Annotated in this window: 15 protein-coding genes; 6 read left to right on the top strand and 9 right to left on the bottom strand. The window is 62.2% G+C overall.

Annotated elements, in window-relative coordinates:
• Positions 1–292 precede the first annotated feature (292 nt).
• The 4 genes from BLT66_RS05065 to BLT66_RS05050 all read left to right on the top strand — a co-directional run bounded on the left by BLT66_RS05065 (position 293) and on the right by BLT66_RS05050 (position 9166).
• Entirely contained in the window at positions 293–1462 is a 1170-nt protein-coding gene (locus BLT66_RS05065) for a response regulator (protein ID WP_092756304.1), read from the top strand.
• Positions 1463–1545: 83 nt separating this feature from the next.
• Positions 1546–5988: a response regulator gene (locus tag BLT66_RS05060; RefSeq protein WP_092756302.1), complete on the top strand. Its 4443-nt coding sequence runs from the start codon at positions 1546–1548 to the stop codon at positions 5986–5988.
• Positions 5989–6026: 38 nt separating this feature from the next.
• Positions 6027–7547, top strand: a complete 1521-nt coding sequence (locus BLT66_RS05055) for a GAF domain-containing protein (protein WP_176954964.1) — start codon at positions 6027–6029, stop codon at positions 7545–7547.
• Positions 7544–9166: an ATP-binding response regulator gene (locus BLT66_RS05050; protein WP_092756298.1), complete on the top strand. Its 1623-nt coding sequence runs from the start codon at positions 7544–7546 to the stop codon at positions 9164–9166. Before BLT66_RS05055 ends, BLT66_RS05050 begins: the two co-directional genes overlap by 4 nt.
• Positions 9167–9320: 154 nt before the next feature.
• Here the strand turns inward: BLT66_RS05050 and BLT66_RS05045 are convergent, their stop codons facing one another.
• The 3 genes from BLT66_RS05045 to BLT66_RS05035 form a co-directional block, all read right to left on the bottom strand.
• Positions 9321–10301 (bottom strand): Bug family tripartite tricarboxylate transporter substrate binding protein, encoded by a 981-nt coding sequence (locus BLT66_RS05045; protein ID WP_255406773.1) that lies wholly within the window; start codon positions 10299–10301, stop codon positions 9321–9323.
• 158 nt (positions 10302–10459) lie between these two features.
• A complete protein-coding gene (locus BLT66_RS05040) occupies positions 10460–11464 on the bottom strand; it encodes a xylose isomerase (protein WP_092756294.1) in 1005 nt (334 codons plus the stop codon).
• Complete coding sequence (locus tag BLT66_RS05035) at positions 11454–12719, bottom strand: NAD(P)/FAD-dependent oxidoreductase (protein ID WP_255406772.1); 1266 nt, start codon at positions 12717–12719, stop codon at positions 11454–11456. The genes BLT66_RS05040 and BLT66_RS05035 overlap by 11 nt, the downstream gene beginning before the upstream one ends.
• 141 nt (positions 12720–12860) lie before the next feature.
• On the opposite strand from BLT66_RS05035, the gene BLT66_RS05030 reads away from it, so the two are divergent.
• Entirely contained in the window at positions 12861–13745 is an 885-nt protein-coding gene (locus BLT66_RS05030; RefSeq protein ID WP_092756292.1) for a MurR/RpiR family transcriptional regulator, read from the top strand.
• Positions 13746–13859: 114 nt separating this feature from the next.
• On the opposite strand, the gene BLT66_RS05025 is transcribed toward BLT66_RS05030, so the two are convergent.
• Positions 13860–14249, bottom strand: coding sequence for a nuclear transport factor 2 family protein (locus BLT66_RS05025; protein WP_092756290.1), 390 nt, complete (start codon positions 14247–14249; stop codon positions 13860–13862).
• Between the two features lie 224 nt (positions 14250–14473).
• On the opposite strand from BLT66_RS05025, the gene BLT66_RS05020 reads away from it, so the two are divergent.
• Positions 14474–15397: an AraC family transcriptional regulator gene (locus BLT66_RS05020; protein ID WP_092756288.1), complete on the top strand. Its 924-nt coding sequence runs from the start codon at positions 14474–14476 to the stop codon at positions 15395–15397.
• 201 nt (positions 15398–15598) lie between these two features.
• On the opposite strand, the gene BLT66_RS27070 is transcribed toward BLT66_RS05020, so the two are convergent.
• The 5 genes from BLT66_RS27070 to BLT66_RS05000 all read right to left on the bottom strand — a co-directional run bounded on the left by BLT66_RS27070 (position 15599) and on the right by BLT66_RS05000 (position 18931).
• The gene (locus tag BLT66_RS27070) at positions 15599–15985 is read right to left on the bottom strand and encodes a hypothetical protein (RefSeq protein ID WP_255406822.1); all 387 of its coding nucleotides are present in this window, start codon (positions 15983–15985) and stop codon (positions 15599–15601) included.
• Positions 15888–16205 (bottom strand): N-6 DNA methylase, encoded by a 318-nt coding sequence (locus BLT66_RS27065; protein ID WP_369821575.1) that lies wholly within the window; start codon positions 16203–16205, stop codon positions 15888–15890. The genes BLT66_RS27070 and BLT66_RS27065 overlap by 98 nt, the downstream gene beginning before the upstream one ends.
• Before the next feature lie 120 nt (positions 16206–16325).
• Positions 16326–16919, bottom strand: coding sequence for an SIS domain-containing protein (locus BLT66_RS05010; protein WP_092756286.1), 594 nt, complete (start codon positions 16917–16919; stop codon positions 16326–16328).
• 57 nt (positions 16920–16976) lie between these two features.
• Positions 16977–18065 carry a LacI family DNA-binding transcriptional regulator gene (locus tag BLT66_RS05005; protein WP_092756284.1) on the bottom strand — a complete coding sequence of 363 codons (1089 nt, stop codon included), beginning with the start codon at positions 18063–18065 and terminating at the stop codon, positions 16977–16979.
• Positions 18066–18079: 14 nt separating this feature from the next.
• Positions 18080–18931, bottom strand: coding sequence for a TIM barrel protein (locus BLT66_RS05000; protein WP_092756282.1), 852 nt, complete (start codon positions 18929–18931; stop codon positions 18080–18082).
• Positions 18932–19137: the final 206 nt, after the last annotated feature.

The following is a 19137-nucleotide window of genomic DNA, read 5'->3' as shown; positions in this document are numbered from 1 at the left end:
GCTGCACCTGGCCTGCATCGCTGCCCGGAGGCTTTGCCTGAAACGAAGGGCAAGTAGCTGTGATGCTATATAAAAAATAGCGTATGACGAAGCTTGTATAGGCGCTAGCGGCTTATTTTGTGTAATTTAAGCAGGGCAGGCGAGGGAAGCCGGAATGCCTTTTGCCCAGGCTGGACGCAGGCTTCAAAGCCAGTGGCGTTCATCAAATGGGTGGAGAAACGCATGCGACGTTGTGTGTGAATCTGTTACAAAAAATGCACAATGTCGTATCAATCACCTGTCAGGGGAGCCCATGCCAACCACCATGGATACGACCAGCCGTGCCACGATCCTCGCAGTAGATGACTCCCCCGACAATCTCTGGCTCCTCTCCGGCCTGCTCAAGGACAAGTACCGGGTCAAAATCACCAGTTCCGGCGAGAAGGCGCTTCAGATTATCCAAGGGGGGCTCTTCCCTGACCTGATTCTTCTCGACGTGATGATGCCTGGCCTGTCGGGCCATGACGTGTGCCGGCAGCTCAAGGCATCGCCCGTCACGCGCGATATCCCCATCATCTTCCTGACCGCAATGGTGAGCACCGATGATGAAAAGAAGGGACTTGAAATGGGCGCGGCGGATTTCATAGCCAAACCGATCAATCCCGCCATTGTTCTGGCGCGTGTGGCCACGCAGCTGCAGGCCAAGGCCGGTGCCGACTTTCTGCGCAACCAGAACCAGTTTCTTGAAACCGAAGTGCAGCGGCGCACGCGCGAATTGGCGGCCATCCAGGACGTCACCATCCTCGCCATGGCTTCACTGGCCGAGACGCGCGACAACGAGACCGGCAACCACATCCGCCGTACCCAGCACTATGTGCGGGTACTCGCCAACGCACTCAAGGAACACCCGCGATTTCACGCGCAGCTCGATAACCACGTGATTGACATGCTGTACAAGTCCGCCCCCTTGCACGATATCGGAAAAGTCGGCATCCCCGACCGCATCCTGCTCAAGCCCGGGCGCTTCGAACCGCACGAGTTCGAGATCATGAAAACCCACACCACCCTGGGTCGCGATGCCATCCAGCATGCGGAGGATGCGCTGGGCATGCCGGTGGAGTTTCTGAGTTACGCCAAGGAGATCGCATACGGCCACCAGGAAAAGTGGGACGGCAGCGGCTACCCGCAGGGGCTGGCGGGCGAGGCTATTCCGCTGTCGGCACGCATCATGGCGGTGGCGGATGTGTACGACGCGCTGATCAGCCGGCGTGTCTACAAAGAAGGCATGCCGCACGACAAGGCGGTAGACATCATGCGCGCCGGCCGGGGTAGCCATTTCGACCCCGACATCCTCGACAGCTTTCTGGCTCTGTTGCCCGAATTCCAACGCATTGCGCAGCAGTTCGCCGATAGCGATGCGGACATGGCCGAGAAAGAGAAGAGCCTGGAGGTCGCCAAGGGTGATGGACGCTTTCTGGTGTAGGCGCGCGCTTCTACGCCGCTGGCTGCTCGATGCCCCTCAGTGAAAGCCGGGCTGTCTCCATCATGAATGCTGACACTGAATAGATGAATGGACCCCAAGCTATGCATGCACTGACGCATTACCTGCAGCGTTCTTCGTTGCGCAACAAGCTGGTGGCGGCCTTCTCGGTCGTGCTTTTGCTGGCTATTGGCCTGGGGGCTTTGGGCGTGCATGCGCTGGGCAAGGTCAGCAGCGAAATCCACACCATGTACGAGAAGGAGCTGCAAGGCGTCTCCAACGCGCGCGCTGTGCAGTACCACTACGCCACCATGGGGCGTCATCTGCGGCAGGCCCTTCTCACCACGGACGTTTCTCTGCGCGACGAGGCGGTGCGGCAGCTTGAGCGGGAGCATACGGAATTGCTGCGAGAGGTGGAGGAACTGCGCGGACGCATCTTCCGCGAAGAGAATCGGCGCAATCTCGTGACTTTCGAGCAGGGCTATGCGACCTATCGTGAGAATGTGGGGCTGGTGCTGCAAATGGCGCGGCAGGGCCGGCTGGAGGAGGCGCGCCAGCGCGTGTCCAGCCCCGAGTTTGGGGTGATCGGCGAAGCCGTCGCCCAGGCTATGGAGGCCGTGGCCAGCACCAAGGAGGAAGGTGCGCGCACGAGCTTGCGGGCCGTGCAGGATCTGGCGGCCGATACCAAATTCTGGGCGGCCGCCATTCTGGGGCTGGGGGGGCTGTTCAGCATTGTCTTTGCCTGGCTGATCGCGCGCTCCATCCGCATTCCGGCCGTGGAACTGCGCTCGGCGGTGGAGCGCATTGCGGCGGGTGACCTGCAGCAGGAAGTCCCGCATACCAGTTACCAGAATGATGTGGGCGCCCTGGCGCGTGCTGTGTCCGTGCTGCAGACCGGCGCACGCGAACTCGAGGAGCAGCGCTGGGTCAAGTCCCACACCGCCACGGTGTCCACCGAGCTGCAGTCGGCCACCTCGTTCGTTGAGCTGGCGCAGATTTTCTTCTCGATTGTCGCCCCCTTGTTAAGCGTCGGCCACGGCGTGCTGTACATCTACGAGAAGGAGCACCGCAGGTTGCGTCTGCTCACCGGCTTTGCACACCGCGAGCGTAAATCGCTCGAGCAGTACATCCAACTGGGGCAGGGCCTGGTGGGCCAATGCGCGATGGAGGGTGTACCCATCACCTTGACCGATCCACCCGCAAACTACGTGCGCATCGGTTCGGCCCTGGGGGATGCCGCGCCCCGGTCCGTGAGCGTGCTGCCGCTGCTGCGCGGGGGAGGCCTGCTGGGCGTGCTCGAGATCGCCAGCCTGGAGCCCTCAACCCGGCTGCGCCAGGCACTGCTCGATGCGGTGTTGCCGGTGCTGGCAGGCAATCTCCATATCCTCGAGCGCAGCGTTGCGACCCAGCGCCTGCTGGAAGAAACCCAGGCCCAGGCCAAGACTCTGGCGCAGCAGGCGGAGGAACTTGCGGCGCAGAAGGCCGCTATCCAGGCCACGGAGACCTGGTACCACGGCATCTTCGATTCGTCGCCTGACGGCATGCTGGTGGCCGACACGCATGGGCGTATCACGATGGTGAACCCCCAGTTGGAGCGTATGTTCGGTTACGCGAGCGGCGAACTCAATGGTCAACTGATCGAGGTGCTGGTCCCCGATGGCGTACGCCCGAACCATCCGGCTCTGCGCGACGGCTTCATGGGGACTGGCGGGTCGCGCTCCATGGCGGTGCGCAATAACGAGCTATCTGGGCGACGCAAGGACGGCAGCGAATTCCCCATCGACGTGGGCCTGTCGCGCTTGCCCGAGCTGGGAGATAACGGAATATGTGTGTGCGCGGCGGTGCGTGATGTGACCCGGCTGCGCGCCACCGAGCAACGCTTGAGCTTCGCGCTGCGCGGTGGAAATCTGGGCCTGTGGGACTGGGATGTGGCCACAGGCACCAGCGAGGTCAATGCCATCTGGGCGGAAATGCTGGGCTACACGCTGGAGGAAATCATCGAAAACGGGGGGGCGGCCCGCGCCTGGGAACGCTTGCTGCACCCGGACGACAACGCCGAGGCGCGCAGCCGTTTCGAGCATTGCATCAACGACCCGGGTGCAGGGGATTTCCATGCCCAGTTCCGGATGCAGTCCCGCTCTGGCGAATGGCGCTGGATTCTCTCGCTGGGCCGCGCCACGGAGCGTGATGCGCAGAACCGGGCACTGCGTTTCGTCGGTATCCACCAGGACATCACCGACCGCAAGCAGCTGCAGGACGACATGCACCGTGCCAAGGAGGCTGCCGAAGACGCCACGCGCGCCAAGAGCGAGTTCCTGGCCAACATGAGCCACGAGATCCGCACGCCCATGAACGCCATCATCGGCATGTCGCACTTGGCGCTGCAGACCCAACTGGACAAGAGGCAGCGCAACTACATCGAAAAGGTGAATCGCTCCGCTGAAAGCCTGCTGGGCATCATCAACGATATCCTTGATTTCTCCAAGATCGAGGCGGGCAAGATGTCCGTGGAGCAGATCGATTTCCGGCTTGAGGACGTGCTGGACCACCTGACCAGCCTGGTGGCGATGAAGGCGGAGGACAAGGGCCTGGAGCTGCTGTTCAATTGCGTGGCCGATGTGCCGACCGCACTGGTTGGAGACCCGCTGCGCCTGGGGCAGGTACTGGTCAATCTGTGCAGCAACGCGGTTAAGTTCACAGAGCGCGGTGACGTCATCCTGGGAGTCGAAACGGTGGGCCAGCAGCCGGGGGCAGTGGAGTTGCATTTCTGGGTCCAAGACACGGGTATCGGCATGACGCCGGAGCAATGCGCCAGGATGTTCCAGTCTTTCAGCCAGGCTGATGGATCCACTACACGCAAGTACGGTGGCACGGGGCTGGGCCTGGCGATTTCGCGCACTTTGGTGGAGTTGATGCAGGGACACATTTGGGTGGAAAGCACACCAGGCGCTGGCTCTACGTTCCATTTTCACGCCCGTTTCGGTTTGCAGGCCGAGCCCATGCCGCGGCGCATGTTCCAAGCCGAAGAACTGATGGGGCTGCGCGTGTTGGTGGTCGACGACAACGCTGCGGCGCGCGAAATCCTGTCGACCATGGCGCAGCGGTTCGGGTTGGAGGTCGACGTGGCACGTGACGGCGCTCAGGGGCTGCGCATGGTGCAAGAGGCGTATGCACAGCAGCTGCCGTTCGACCTGGTGTTGATGGACTGGAAGATGCCGACAATGGACGGTGTAGAGACCGTGCGGCGCATGCAGTCGCTCAAGGGAGGCTCCGCCCCTGCGGTGATCATGGTGACAGCCTTCGGGCGTGACGAGGCGCTGATGGAGGCGCAAACCAATGGAGCGCACTTGAAGGCAGTGCTGACCAAGCCTGTCACCCCCTCGACCCTGCTCGAAGCCATTGGCGAAGCGCTTGGCAAGGGGCGCATTGCGACCAGCCGCTCCGAATCGAAGGCACTGGGCCAGCAGGACCACCGCGAACAGCTGCGCGGCGCCCGCGTGCTGCTGGTGGAAGACAACGACTTGAACCAAGAGCTGGCTCTGGACCTGCTGCAGCAGGCAGGTATCGAGACCGCGCTGGCCACCAATGGGCAGGAGGCCCTGGACATACTCAACAGCGATCCCCGGTTCGATGGCGTCCTCATGGATTGCCAGATGCCTGTGATGGACGGCTACGTCGCGACGCGGCACCTGCGCTCGCTACCGCAGTTCCAAGACCTTCCGATCATCGCGATGACAGCCAACGCCATGGCGGGCGACCGCGAGAAGGTTTTGGCGGCTGGCATGGTGGACCATATTGCCAAACCATTGCGGCTGAACGACATGTTTGCCTGTATGGCGCGGTGGATCAAGCCTGCGGCGCACACGGCGGCGCCCGCTGCGGTTGCCGCCGAACCGCTGGCGTCGCCGGGGCTTGCAAGCATCCCGGGCATTGACATGGAGCAAGGCCTGGCGCGGGTGGAGCATGACGTGGCTCTCTATCGGCGGCTGCTGGACAGGTTCGCCTCCGCGCATGACAACTTTGCACAAACCTTTGCGCAGGCGCGCCAGGATAGTGACCCATCCGCTGCGATGCGGTGCGCGCACACTCTCAGAGGATCGGCGGGAACCATTGGTGCTACCGGCGTGGCCCAGGCCGCAGGCAGGCTGGAGAACGCCTGCCTGGAAGACGCCTCCGAAAATGTGCTCGAAAGCCTGCTGGCGGAAGTAGTCGCACAACTGCAGCCCCTTGTGACCGCGCTACAGGTCTTGGGGGCAGAGGTGGCGCCTGCAAAAAAACCGGCGGTACGGATGGCTTCAGTGTCCGAGCGCAGTCCCCAGACGCTGACCCTGCTCGCGCAGCTGCGCGAGCTGCTGCTGGTCAACGATGCCGAGGCCAGTGATCTGATGGATTTCGTATTGGAGCAGCTGACTGCAGACGGTGACCCCTTGGCGGATGCTTTGTCTCCAGTGGCCCGGGCTATCGAGAACATCGACTTTGACGCGGCGTTGCAGAAATTCGACGCTCTGCACGCATCGGCGTCGCCATGAATTGCGCTCTACTTTCCTGGTGGGGGAGCCGGGTCGTAATGCTCCTGCTGTCTGGTATTGCCCTGCAAGCGCAAGGCCGTACCTTGGTCGATATTCAGCGCAGCGGTGAACTGCGCATTTGTGTGGCAGGTTCCAGCGCAGACTTCTACCGAATCAATGGCGAAGAGTTCGCGCGCGCTCTCGGCGTGCGCGCCAAGACCACCGCCCTCGCCGGTTGGGACCAGCAGTTCCAGAATGAGCAGGGCGTGACGGTGATTGATGGGACCTACGAACCGGCCTTGCTCGCCAGCGGCCAGTGCGACCTCTATCCGAACGACCTGCATATGACCCCCTGGCGCAAGAAGAAGATGGGGCTGGTGCCGTACTTCATGACGCGCAGCGTTGTGGTCGCACGGCCTGATCTGCGCAGCGCGCTGCAGCGGCCGGAAGACCTGGGCGGACATGTTGCCGCAGTGCAGGCCGGGACGGCCTACGAGACCTGGCTGCGCGAGCTGAATACCTCGCTGCCGCAGGAGCGTACCGTCGTGATCCAGACCGCACCCACGGCGCAAAGCATAGGGCGTGTGGCAGAGCGGAAGGCGGACTTCAGCGTGATCGCTGCGGAATCCGCGTTCCGGTGGGTACGTGACGATCCTCAGAATCTGGACCTGTTGTTTACGGTGGGTGAAACCACCGAGGTGGGCTGGGGTACCAGCCTCGACGCCGCTGACCTGCGCGATGCGCTGGCAAAGTATTTTGCGACCAGCCGCCGTATAGGCTCGCGCCTGGACCTCTCCTGGCGAAAGAACTACGGCATCTCGCTGGTCGAGTACCAGATGTTCTCGGCATCCTTCGATCCGCGCGCCCAACTGCTTGCGATCTGGTCCCGCTGGGGTATTCCGCTGGCCTCAGCTGTTGCGGGCCTGGTGCTAGCGATGTTGTTCTGGGCGCGACGCCTGCGCCGTGAAGTGCTGCTGCACCGCATCGATGCCGAAGCTTTGCGCGACAGCCAGGCGATCATGTCGCGTGAGGCAGCACGCCGCAAAGCTGTCTCGGAACTGCTGCTGGCGCTTCAGCAAACCGATGCATTGCCCCAGTTCGCGCAGACCGTGCTGTGTGAAATTGCACACCACATACCGCTGGGGCAAGCACTTTTTGCGACTGTCCACCCGGTGCGCGGCGTTGTCGCGCAGGCGCATTACGCGGGGGGCGGTGCCACCGCAGCGGAAACGCTCACGGAATTCCCCTCCACGCTGAGTTTGGTGGACCGGTGCGTCGCCACCGGCGAGACGGTGCAGGTGGAGCAGCCGGGCGACGGCTATTTGCGCATCCGCTCCGGGCTGGGCAGCGGCGCCCCAGCGGCCATCCTATTGCTGCCCGTGAAACGTGCCGGCGACGTAGCAGCCATCATCGAACTCGCAGTAAGTCATCCGCTGACTCCCGACCAACGGCAACTCCTGGACGAACTGGTGCCGATCGTTTCCGTGAGCCTGGAGCGGTTCCAGCGTACGGCGCAACCCGGTGCCCAGGCGGCGGGGGACGCAGTTGCCTCAGAAATATATGCAGGAGTCCAGGCATGAGCATCTTCGGAAAGCCCAATGAACCCTCCATTGGCCAAGGCGTGCGCTGTCTGGTGGTGGACGATTTCGAGCCCATGCGCAAGGTCACGATCAACCAGTTACGCCAATTGGGCGTTGAGCACATCCAGTCCGCCAAGAATGGTGCCGAGGCCTTGCGCACACTCAAGAACCACCCCTTTGACGTAGTGCTTTCTGACTGGAACATGCCGGTGATGTCCGGCATCGAGCTGCTGCAGGCCATGCGTGCAGATGAGAAGCTATTCGCCATCCCGTTCATCTTGATCACCGCAGAAGCTGAGCGAAGAAAAGTCGAAGAGGCCATTGCATACGGAATTTCGTCCATGCTGCTCAAGCCGTATACCTCCAATAAGCTTGCGATCCGGCTGGAGAACGCCCTGGCCTGGAAGCCGCGCAAGCCGGGGTGTATGGCACCGGGTCAGTTCCTGGATGACGGAGTGGACACCTCCGTGCCACGCGCCTCGCGAGCAGCCCAGCCCGTGGCACCGCCAGAAGATGCGCGTCTGACCATCCTCATCGTGGACGATACCCAGGACAATTTGTTGCTGCTGTCGCATTTGTTCAAAGGTGAGTACCGCGTGCGCTTGGCGCAGACAGGCGCCAAGGCCCTGGAGCTTGCGACTTCCGACAATCCACCGGATCTGGTGCTGCTGGACGTCATGATGCCGCATATGGACGGCTTCGAAGTCGCCAAGGCCATGCGCCAGCACCCCAACGCGCAGGCCGTTCCGATTATTTTTGTGACTGCCATGGTCTCGGCGGATGCGCGCCTCAAAGGGCTGGATCTGGGCGCGGTTGACTACATCACCAAGCCCATTGACCCGGAGACCCTCAAGCTCCGCGTGCGCAACTTCATGCGCTACGTGCAGCTGCGCCGGGATCTGCAGGCCGAATACGACAGCATGGTCGAAGGCGCGCAACTGCGCGAGGACGTGGAACGCATCACGCGCCACGACCTCAAGGCGCCCTTGGCGGGCGTGCTGGGGCTGGTTCAGGCAATCGTCGAAGACGACTCGATCGGTCGTCGTCAGGTCGAACAGTTGCGCCTCGTGGAAGAAAGCGTAATGCAGGTGCTGAACATGGTGAACCTGTCGTCCGAACTCTACAAAATCGAAACCGGCCGCTTTGTGCTGCGCGCCGCACCTGTGCGCATCGGTGAATTGCTACGGCGCATTGCCGAGATGGACCGTGTGACATTTGCCGAGAAGGGCTTGTCGATCTCGGTAGACACCGATGTGCCGGTGGGGGCTGAAATGCCCGCGGCGCTCGGTGATGTCACCCTGTGCTACTCGGCGTTTCAGAACTTGTTGAAGAACGCGTGCGAGGCGGCGCCGGCCTCATCGAAGATTTCGGTGCGGCTTTTCGACGAGAGCCCTCTGCGCATCGTGATCCGCAACTCCGGTGCGGTGCCGATGGCTATTCGCGACCGCTTCTTCGATAAGTTCGTGACTTTGGGCAAGCCTTCTGGTACGGGCTTGGGTACCTATTCGGCCAAACTTTTGATCGAGGCGCAGCAGGGCAGCATTGGCCTTTCTGTATCTGACGACAGCAATACCACCGAAGTTTCCGTTCTGCTACCTCGCGAGACGGACTTGGGTTAGTGTTCTGTTTCATTGCAATCTGAACGAAACGCATGGAATGTCTGCGCTGGACGCGCCGGTGTGCGTCAACCTCAAGACCTACCCGGCCAAGGTGGAAGGCGGGCAGGTGCTGGTGCAGCTAGGCCAGGGTTCCCGCTGGCCCGGGAACGCTTGCTCAGTCCAGCGAGACCTTGGCCTTTCGGATGATGTCGCCATAGCGCGTCGATTCGGACGCGATGTACTGGCCGAACTGCTCGCGCGTCAGCGTGAAGGGCTCGTAGGCGAAGGAGGCGTATTTCTCCCGCACGTCGGGCTCCGCCAGGGCCTTTTCAATGTCGTGCTGGATCTTGTCGGCTACTGCTTTGGGCAGGCCCTTGGGTGCGGCGATGGCGGTCCAGCCGCTGACTTCGAAATTGGCGGGGCCACCGGCCTCGGCCACGGTAGGCACATTGGGGAAGCCCACCACGCGCTTCGGTGCGGCCACGCCCACATAGCGCAGCTTGCCGGCGCGGTACATGGCGCCGGCCGTGGCATTGGTGCCCATCGCAAACGACAGTTCGCCATTGGCCACGCCGGTGTACAGCATGGTGGTTTCCTTGTAGACCACGTGCTGCATTTCGGTGGCGGTGACCGATTCAAACAGCGCGGAGCCCAGGTGCACCGGGTTGCCTACCGACCAGGAGCCGTAGTTCAGCTTGCCGGGGTTGGCCTTGGCGTCGGCCACGATGTCGCCCACCGTCTTGTACTTGCTGTCGGTGGCGACGGCAAAGAAAAAATAGGTCTTGAACAGCGGCAGCAGCGGCTCGAAGTCGGCCTTGGCATCGTAGGGCAGCTTCTTGAACAGATGCGGGTAGGCCGACAGATGCACGTTGTCCAGCTGGATCAGGTCATGCCCGTCGGTGGCGCCGCGCTTGAAGGTGTCGATGGCGATAAAACCATTGCCGCCCGGCTTGTTCTCGACGAACACCGGCTTGCCCCAGGCGCGCGACAGCTTGTCGGCCACCAGGCGCACCACGCCTTCGGGGCCGCTGCCCACCGGGAACGGCGTGATGATGCGCACCGGCTTGGTGGGGAATTCCTGCGCTTGGGCTGCAGGCAGGAACGTGCCCAGGGCGGAGGCGATAACCAGGGCGAAAGGGGTCAGAGGGGTTTTCACAATATGTCTCTAGAGTTGTTTTCGAGGTTGCGAGCAGCTCGCAGCGGCGAAGTCTAGAAGGCATGGGTGGAGGCTGAAAGATGCCGGGTTTGGCATCGCGATAACGCGCGGTTATCGGTGCCCAGCCCGGGCCGCCAACGGCCCTGGGTTGTCAGCGTTTAGCCGATGGCAGCCGCCGGTGCACGGCTTTGTAGTTGGCTCCACTCTTCGCGAAGCCAGTTGGCACAGGCGATGTTGTTGTCCCAGATCGAATAGCGCCCGCCGCCACCGTAGTCGGGGAAGGGGATGAACTCGCAGCTGATGCGCTGCGGCGCGCGGTCGGGGTGGGCCTGCATCCAGGCCAGCAGGTCGCGCACGGCCTGCTTCCAGGGCTCCAGTTCTTCTGCGCGCCAAGCGCTGTGGAAAGTGCCGGGTGGTGGCTGGACGAACGGGTACTGCACGGCGCGTCCTGGCAGGCCGGGCGCGCGTTGCATGGCCTTGTTGTACGGCACGCTGGTGGCGACGCTACGGGTGTGCGCATGCACCACCCAGCCCGACTCCAGCCACAGCTTGTACAAGGCCAGCACCTCGGCGTGGCCGCCGTCCGGCGCATCCGCCAGGCCGCTGAGGGCCAGTTCCTGCGGGTTGTTGATCTTGAATATCTGGTGCGAATGGTCGAGCGTGATGCGCAGCGGCACATGGCTGCGCGCCAGCAGTTCGGCCACGCGCTCGACGCGGTGAAACTGCTCGTTCCACATGTCGATGTGCACTTCCAGGCTGGGCAGGCAGTGGGCGGGTGTGCCATGCGCCATGGCGTCCAGAAAGAAGTCTGCCACCTGCTGGTCGCTCAAAGCGCTGCCGTCGGCGTGGCGGGCAAACAGCTGCATGTTGCACAGCTTTGCGCCGAGCTTGCCGCCGCTGGCCAGGCACCAGCGCATGCGTTCCTCGTCGCGCCCGGCGCAGAAGATGCCACCGAACACGCCGATGGGCACGCCGTACTCGGCCACCAGGTCGAAGTAGGGCGCGAAGTCTTCCGCCGGGTTGTGGTTCTTCTCGATGTAGTCGAAGGCGCCGCTGTCGCGTATCCAGGCAAAACGGGTGGCCGCGTCGGGCGTGGGCAGGCCGTCGTGCTGCAGCACACCGTCGATGTTGATACCGACAGAGAGGTGGGTATTAGCGGTCATTGCTGAGCAAGGCTTTCAGTTTGGTGGCGGGGTCGATCAGCACATCGGGGGCGGCCGTGATTCGGCGCTCCACCAAGGTACGGGCCAGCTTCAGTTCCTTGGCGACGCGGCTGCTCTGGCCCCAGCCGCAGGCGCCGACCAGGCGGTTCGCTGCATCCAGGTAGAAGATCACCAGGCCACCGTCGTCCAGCATGCGGGTGGCGCTGCTGGCGGCCAGCGCGGGCTCGCCCATCACCTGCAGCTGGTGGTCGTACTGGTCGGACCAGAACCAGGGCAGCGATGCATAGGCCTCCGCGCCGCCCAGCATGTTGTGCGCGGCGATAGCGGCCTGGGTTTCGGCGTTGTGCCAGGTTTCCTGCCGCACCAGCTGGCCCGACAGCACGCTGGGGAATTCGGCCAGGTCACCGGCCGCGAAGATGCCTGGCTGGCTGGTCTGCAACTGCGCGTTGACCAGCACGCCACGCGCCACCGCCAGCCCGGCGGACTGCGCGAGCGACAGGTCGGGCGCGATGCCGATGCCGGCCAGCACCGTGTCCGCTTCGATACTGCTGCCGTCGGACAAAGCCATGCTGATGCCGTTGGCCGTGCGGCTGATGCTGACCGGGTTCACCCCCAACAGCACGCGCACGCCGCGCTCTCGGTGCAGGGCCAGCGCGCGTTCGGCCACCGGCTCGGGCACGGCTCGGCCCATCAGGCGCGGCGCGCCTTCGACCACGGTGACTTCGCAGCCCAGCTTGCGCGCCGAGGCCGCGACCTCCAGCCCGATGAAGCCGCCGCCCACCACCAGCAAGCGCTGGCCCGCGCCGAGGCGGGTAGACAGCGCCGCGGCGTCGCCCAGGTTGCGCAGGGTCAGCACCTCGGGCAGGTCGCCGCCGGGGATGGTCAGGGTGCGCACCTTGCCGCCGGTGGCCAGCAGCAGCGACTGGTACGGCAATTGCTGGCCATCGGACAGCGTGACCTGGCGCGCCGCAGCGTTGATGCCCGTCACCCGTGCCACATGCCGGGTGATCTGCAGATCGGCCATGGCATCGGGCGACAGTAGTGCGCAGGCGTCAGCGGTTTTGTCGCCGGTCAGTAGGTCTTTGGACAGGGGTGGACGCTCGTAGGGCGCATGGGCTTCGTCGCCGACCAAATGGATGGCGCCTTGCCAGCCGGCGCTGCGCAATGCATGGGCGGCACGGCCACCGCAATGGCCGGCCCCCACGATGACCATGGCCGCGCTGGGCGTAGTGGACTTACTATCGGGGGTTTGCATGGGTGTGTGGCTTCTCAAAAATAGAATTTAATTATAAGAAGAGCTGTCTCAAAATAACAAAAAATTTCTATTTTTATTTGTCTATGAAAATTTATTACTTCCCCGCGATTAAGATGGCCCGTTTACAGAACCGAGGCCACCATGCCCGCTGACAAGGACCCTAAAACCAGCGTCGACCAGCTGATCAAGCGCATCACTGGCGAATACGACGCGCTGAGCAAGCAGCTCAAGGTGATTGCCCGCTATGTGGAGCAGAACCGCCACCACATCGGGTTGGACGGCATCCAGCAGGTGGCCACGCAGTGCGGCGTGCAGCCCTCGGCGGTGGTGCGGTTTGCCAAGCATTTCGGCTTTAGCGGCTTCTCGGAAATGCAGGCCATCTTCCGCGAAGGCCTGTCGCGCCAGCTGGCGCCCGCGCGCAACTACAAGACCCGCATCCGCGACGTGATCGAGTCGGGCGCGGGCAGCCTGTCCAGCGTGCAGATCGCCAACGAATTCCTGTCCGGCAGCATTGCTGGCATGCAGGAGCTGCAGGCCAGCCTGCACGGGCCGACCTTCAAGAAGGCCGTGGACCTGCTGGCCGAGAGCGACTGCATCTGGATCGCCGCATCGCGCCGTTCGTTCCCGGTGGCGGTGTACCTGGACTACGCCTTGCAGCACACCGACAAGCGGGTCGGCCTGGTATCGGGCATGGGCAGCATGCACCTGGGCCAGATGCGCTCGGTGCGCAAGGGCGATGTGATGCTGGCGATCTCGTTCTCGCCCTATGCCGAGGAAACCATCAACGTTGCCAAGATGGCCGAGGAGCGCGGCGCGCGCCTGATCGCCATCACCGACAGCCGCATGAGCCCGCTGGCCAAGCTGGCCCAGGTGACGCTGGTGGTGCAGGACAACTCTACCTTCGGCTTCCGCTCGCTGAATAGCACCATGGGCCTGGCGCAAAGCCTGTTCATCGCCCTGGCCTACATGCTTGAGCTGCCTTACCAGACCACTACGCCCAACGGCCAGGCGGTTTCGCCGAAATAGGGCGGCAGCACAGGCGGTATCGGCTCGCTCCGCGAGAGCGAAACCACGCGGAGATGCGCACGGAATGCCTCGGGCGTCGCCCGTGTGCAAAGCAAGGCGGCGCGCGCCTGCGCCTCAATGTCCCCAGAAGGTGTCTTCTTGCGCTGGGTCGCTGGAGAAAAGGCGAACCTCGACAATCTTGCCGCCTTCAATGCGGAGGAGGTCTACCCCCGCTTGCTTGAGCTCAATGCCATCGCGTTGGCCCGAAAATTCGAGCGTAATTGCCACCCAGTCGCCATTGGCCATGAACTGGTCGGCAGCTGCGATCGTGAACGTTCCTTTGGAGACTTCCATCATCTTGGCCAGCATGGCCCCTACCGCAGCCATACCGCGGTGTGTGCCCGAGAACTGGTTGTTTCCTGGCTGGTGCCAGACAACGTCGGGCGAAATGACACTGCCCAGTGTGGCTTGATCGCCTGTCTGGGCGGCTTGGATGTAGGTTTTTGCAGTCTGGATGTTGAGCATGGGTTTTTCTTGATGGAAGTGTTGAGAAGGGCTGTGGCGCCAGCACCGCGGGCAGTTCTGCAAGGCCGTGACGGCAAAGAGAACATACGGCGCGGCATGGTTCGTGGATTGGAGCGGTAATTATTAGACAGTTGCTTTCGTAAATCACGGTAGGAAATAGGCTGAAAACTGTATATTCAAGACATACTGGGGTTTGGGCTTATCTACTTGTTGATAAGGCAACCATGACGAGGAAAAGCCAACCGGGCACCGACATCCCGCATCTCCGTTACCAGCCGGGGGGAAGCTACAAGCTCGATCTGGAGATATTTTTCGTGTCCGATCTCCGTCGGCGGTTTGGCACCCCGGTGCTCAGTTCAACCCATCGCTACGCCTTTCCGACTTTGATATTTGTCTCGGAAGGAGAGTGCACCCATGTGGTCGATTTCGAGTCGCTGCATTGCCAACCGGGCTCGTTGCTCGTGTTGCCCCCTGGAAAGGCCCACAGCTTTGGGCCAAAGGAGAATTGGGACGGATGGATGGTGCTGTTCCGCTCAGAATTTCTCTGGACGTCGTCTTCCACGGCGCCAGATTTGACAGCGCTTGGCGGCCTCGATGGACTGCCGGTTCATCTGACTGTGGGCGACGGAGAAATACGCGCCATCACCAATGCCATAGCGCAGATGCACGAGGATGCCGGAATCAGTGCGGCGCTACAGCATGCGCATGCCTTGCTGCGCCATCAACTCTATGCGCTGCTGATGCGGATTCGAATTATTCACGAGCGGCAGGCGGTGCAAGCTGCGCCCCTCAGCCGCGTATTCCAGCGGTTCAAAGACTTTGAGCAGCTATTGGAAAAGAACTTTGCGCACTGGCACCAGATCGCCAAATACGCCGATCAACTGGCTTGTTCTGAGAAAAGCCTGGCGCGTGCGTCCATGGAGGTGGCGGGTGTCAACCCGAAGGTGCTCATCTCCGCCCGGGTCATCTTGGAAGCCAAGCGCATGTTGGCGCATACGGGGCTATCGGTTTCGCGTATTTCCGAGGATATTGGCTTCAATGATCTGGCCAATTTTGTGAAGTTCTTCAAGCGCGAGGCGGGGTGTACGCCGATGGAGTTTCGCCGCCAGCAGACGCTGTCTGATGCGGCCTTTGGCACCCAGGGTTGATGTTCGGATTGGTCTTTGGTGCTTATGGATTCTGCGTTAGCTGCTATTGTTTTGATAGTTTTTCGGATATGTGGATCGTAGGCAAGTAAGGCTGGCTCGGCAGGTTTTCGGCGCAGAACAGGCGAAATTCATTGGGTCCGGCAGGCGGTTGCTGTTGCAGTCACTGGGGCTGGAGCAGCCGGAGCAGTCTTTGGCGCACTCTTACGCAGCCCGCGCCCGCAGCGCCTCGTGCAGTCCCGAGTAGTTCAGCAAAACGTCCAGCATGCCGCGCAGCACGATGGGCGAGTTCAGCGCCCGGGTGCTCATGGAAGTGTGGGCGTCGAAGGACTCCATGATGGCGTTCTGCAGCTCATGGGGCAGGTCGGGCGAGGTGGCAAACTGCTCCTTGCTGTTGTTGCTGGCCTGCAGCTGCAGCTTTTGCAACTCTGCCACCTTGCCAAAAATCGTACTGTTGACACAGCTCAGCTGGTCCTGCTCGCTGGTGTCGGTGCTAAACAGGTCGTTCAGCTTCTCGATCAGCTCGGCCATGTAGGCGGTTTGCTTCTCTTGCAAGGCGCGGCTGTCTTTCTCGATCTTCTTCCACTCCACGCCGAAGTGGTGGGTTCGAGAGCGCGTAGTCGAAGTGCTTGCCGTGCAAACCGTCGTTGGACAAGGTGTTGCCCTGGATACTGTTGCCGACGGTTTGCTCCTTGATGAGCATGTCAGTCTTGCATATGGCGTAGGACTCGGGGTTCAGCTCCTGTCCGTGCATGAACAGACGGGCTTCGGGGTTCAGGCTGGCAAGGTGTTCGTCCGCCACGCTGAGCATGCCACCAGTGGGGTCCTACACGCTGGAATTGCCCTACCAGTCAACTTCGCCGGAAGCCACGGTTTCTTAAAGAGAAAAGGCCTCTGACGCAGTATCTACCTGCGCGAGGCGCTATATTTTTTATGACAAAAGGTAGTTCTTAGGGAACAGGCTTCGTTCGATCAATTCGATAAGGATATGCAGGACCTTGATGTGCAGTTCTTGTACTCGGTCCGCAAAGGCGCCGCCTGGGGTGCAGATATACACCGTGCTCAGCGCTTCCAAAGCTTCGCTGCGCTTGCCGCTGAGGATGATGACTTTCATACCCAGCGCCTGTGCGGCGGCAGCGGCGCGGATGATGTTCTTGCTTGTGCCGCTGGTGCTGAGTGCCAGTAGGCAGTCGCCTGGCCGCCCATGTGCCTCCACATAACGAGAAAAAACTTGCTCATAGCCCATATCGTTGCCCACGCAAGTCATGTGTCCTGCGTCACTGATAGCCGTCGCGGCCAAGCCCGGGCGATCGTGGCGATAGCGGCCAGTTAGTTCTTCGGCAAAGTGCATGGCATCGCACATCGAGCCTCCGTTGCCGCACGAATAGACACGCCCCTTGTTCTCGAACACGTTGATGAGTAGTTTCGCGGCATCCTCAATGCTTGCGAGAGCGATGGGGTTACGCAGGAGTGCCGTGAGCGCCGCATGGGCTTCGTTCAAACTTGATTTGATATGGTGCTGCATGGCTGAAATATGGTTGCGCGTTGTGCCGCCTATGGTAAGGCGTTTATTCGCCAGCAGCTATTTATCCAATAGCAAAGCCGCACGCGGCAGATACGGCTGGCTCGGCAGGTTTTCGGCGCAGAACAGGCGAAATTCGTTGGGCCCGGCCGGCGGTTTCTGCTGCAGCCATTTGTTCTCAAACAGCAGGTGCTGCATGCCCGACAGCACCTGGCCATCCGGGTCCTGGTCGATCACCAAATCCATCCCGCCCAGCTTGAGCCAGCGGCGGTGCTCGTCCGACAGTTCGTGCCCAATCCACACCACCTGGCCCGCGCAGCCGTGGCGCTGCAGCGCCTGGTGGATGCCAGCCGAGCCGGCGCCGCTGTGGTAGATGCCGGCCAGATCGCCTTGCTTCAGCGCCGCGTCCACCGCCTGGAACACCTGGTCGGGGTCGTCAAAACAAGGGGTGATGGGCAGGCAGGCGAGGGCGGGGAATTTCTCTTGCACCGCATCCAGAAAGCCGGCCGTGCGGTCGCGGTGGGCGCGGAAATGCAGGTCGTTGGTCAGCACCAGCAGCCGCCCGCCGGTGCCTTTTTTTGTGGCGGCAAGCCTGCCCATGAAATGCCCGGCGGTGCGGCCGGCGTGCAGGTTGTCGATGCCCGCATAGTGCAGGCGCAGCACATCGCTGATGTCGCTCATTAAGGTCACCACCGGCACGCCTTGCTGGCTCACCTGCTGCACCGCGGCGCGCAGCACCGGTGTGTCGTGCACCGCCAGCAGCAGGCCGTGGCGCGGGTGTGGCGGGCGGCGGATGAAGTCTGCCGTGCGCTCGTCGTCGCCGGGCGCAAAGCTGTGGCGGTGCACCACGATGCGCCGGTCCAGCAGCTGCATGAAGCGCTGCAAGGCCAGGTCCATGCGCTGGAAGAACGGGGTCTGGCTGCGTGCCAGCACCACGTCGATGCGGGTCAGGCCACGGTGCACCTCAGGCATCAGCCGCGGCACCGCCAACTGCTGCGCCGCGCGCACCACCTTCTCGCGGGTAGTTGCCGACACACTGCCGCGGTCGTTCAGCACCCGGTTGACGGTGGCCGGGCTGACCTGGGCCAGCGCCGCGATGTCGATGAAGCGGGCGCTGGATTTTTTACGCGGCGGGGGTGTTTCGGCCATCCCCACACTGTAGTTCAGGCTGTCTGCGCATCTTTCTCGTGCTCGGCTGCCACTGCCTGGGTCAGGTAGGCCATGCTGCTGGCCAACTGCTGCTCGATGTCCTTGGCGGCGGCGATTTCTTCGGCAAACGGCTCGAACGACACATAGCCGGCGTAGCCCGCGTTCAGCAAGGTGTTGAGCTGGGCCGCATTGCCCAGGCGGTCGGACGCACCGACCAGCACGCGGTGGCTGTCACGCATTTGCGAGGGGGTGAGGGCGGTGTCTTCCACGCCAGAAATGTGGATCAGACCGGTCAGCTCGGGGAAGAACAGGCCTTCGCCCGCCAGGTGGTGGTGGAAGGTGTCGTGCACTAGCTTGAAGGTGTCCTCGCCGCCGATTTCACGGATGGCGCGCACAGCCTGCGACTTGCGACGCACAGCGCATTCTTCGAAGCCCAGCGGCTCAACCAGGCCGACCAGGCCGGCAGCATCCAGCAGCGGCTTGAGCTGAGTCAGGGCGTGCACCAGGTCCAGGTGGCGCTGGTTGGGTGTGCGCTTGTCGCGCAGGTCGTTGGTGGGGCAGAGCACCAGGGCTTCGGCGCCGCAGGCCACGGCGTAGGCGATCATGTCTGTGGCTTCCTGCAGGCGTTTGGCGTCGAATTGTTCAAAGCGCTGCAGTGCGTTGATCGAGCGGATGGTCAGGCCCTGGGCAATGGCTGCGGCACCGATGTCGGCAGCCTTGGCGCCATTGACCATCTCGGCCTCGGGCAGGTCGTTGCGGATCTCGATGGCCTGCACGCCCAGGCGCTTCACCAGCGCGGTGAAGTCGGCGAAGGGAATGCGTGGGGCGCTGATGCGGTTGATCGAGAAAGGGATGCTGCGGCTCATGGGAAGTCTCCGTTATGGTGGTGGTAATCGGGAATGGACAGGGAAAAACAAACCGCCACTCTAGAGAAACTGCAGGCCCTTGGCAGCAGGTTTTTTGACCATTTTTGGTCATTTCTAAGGGTTTACCTTGAAGTGAAATTCGATTTTTAATTTTTTTAGAAAATTATTTTCGATTGTCGAAAATCGCCGTATAGTCCTGCCTGCTG

The organism is Rhodoferax sp. OV413 (genome assembly GCF_900104385.1).
Classification (GTDB): Bacteria; Pseudomonadota; Gammaproteobacteria; order Burkholderiales; family Burkholderiaceae_C; genus Rhodoferax_B.
This window is presented reverse-complemented; position numbering and strand designations above follow the sequence as displayed.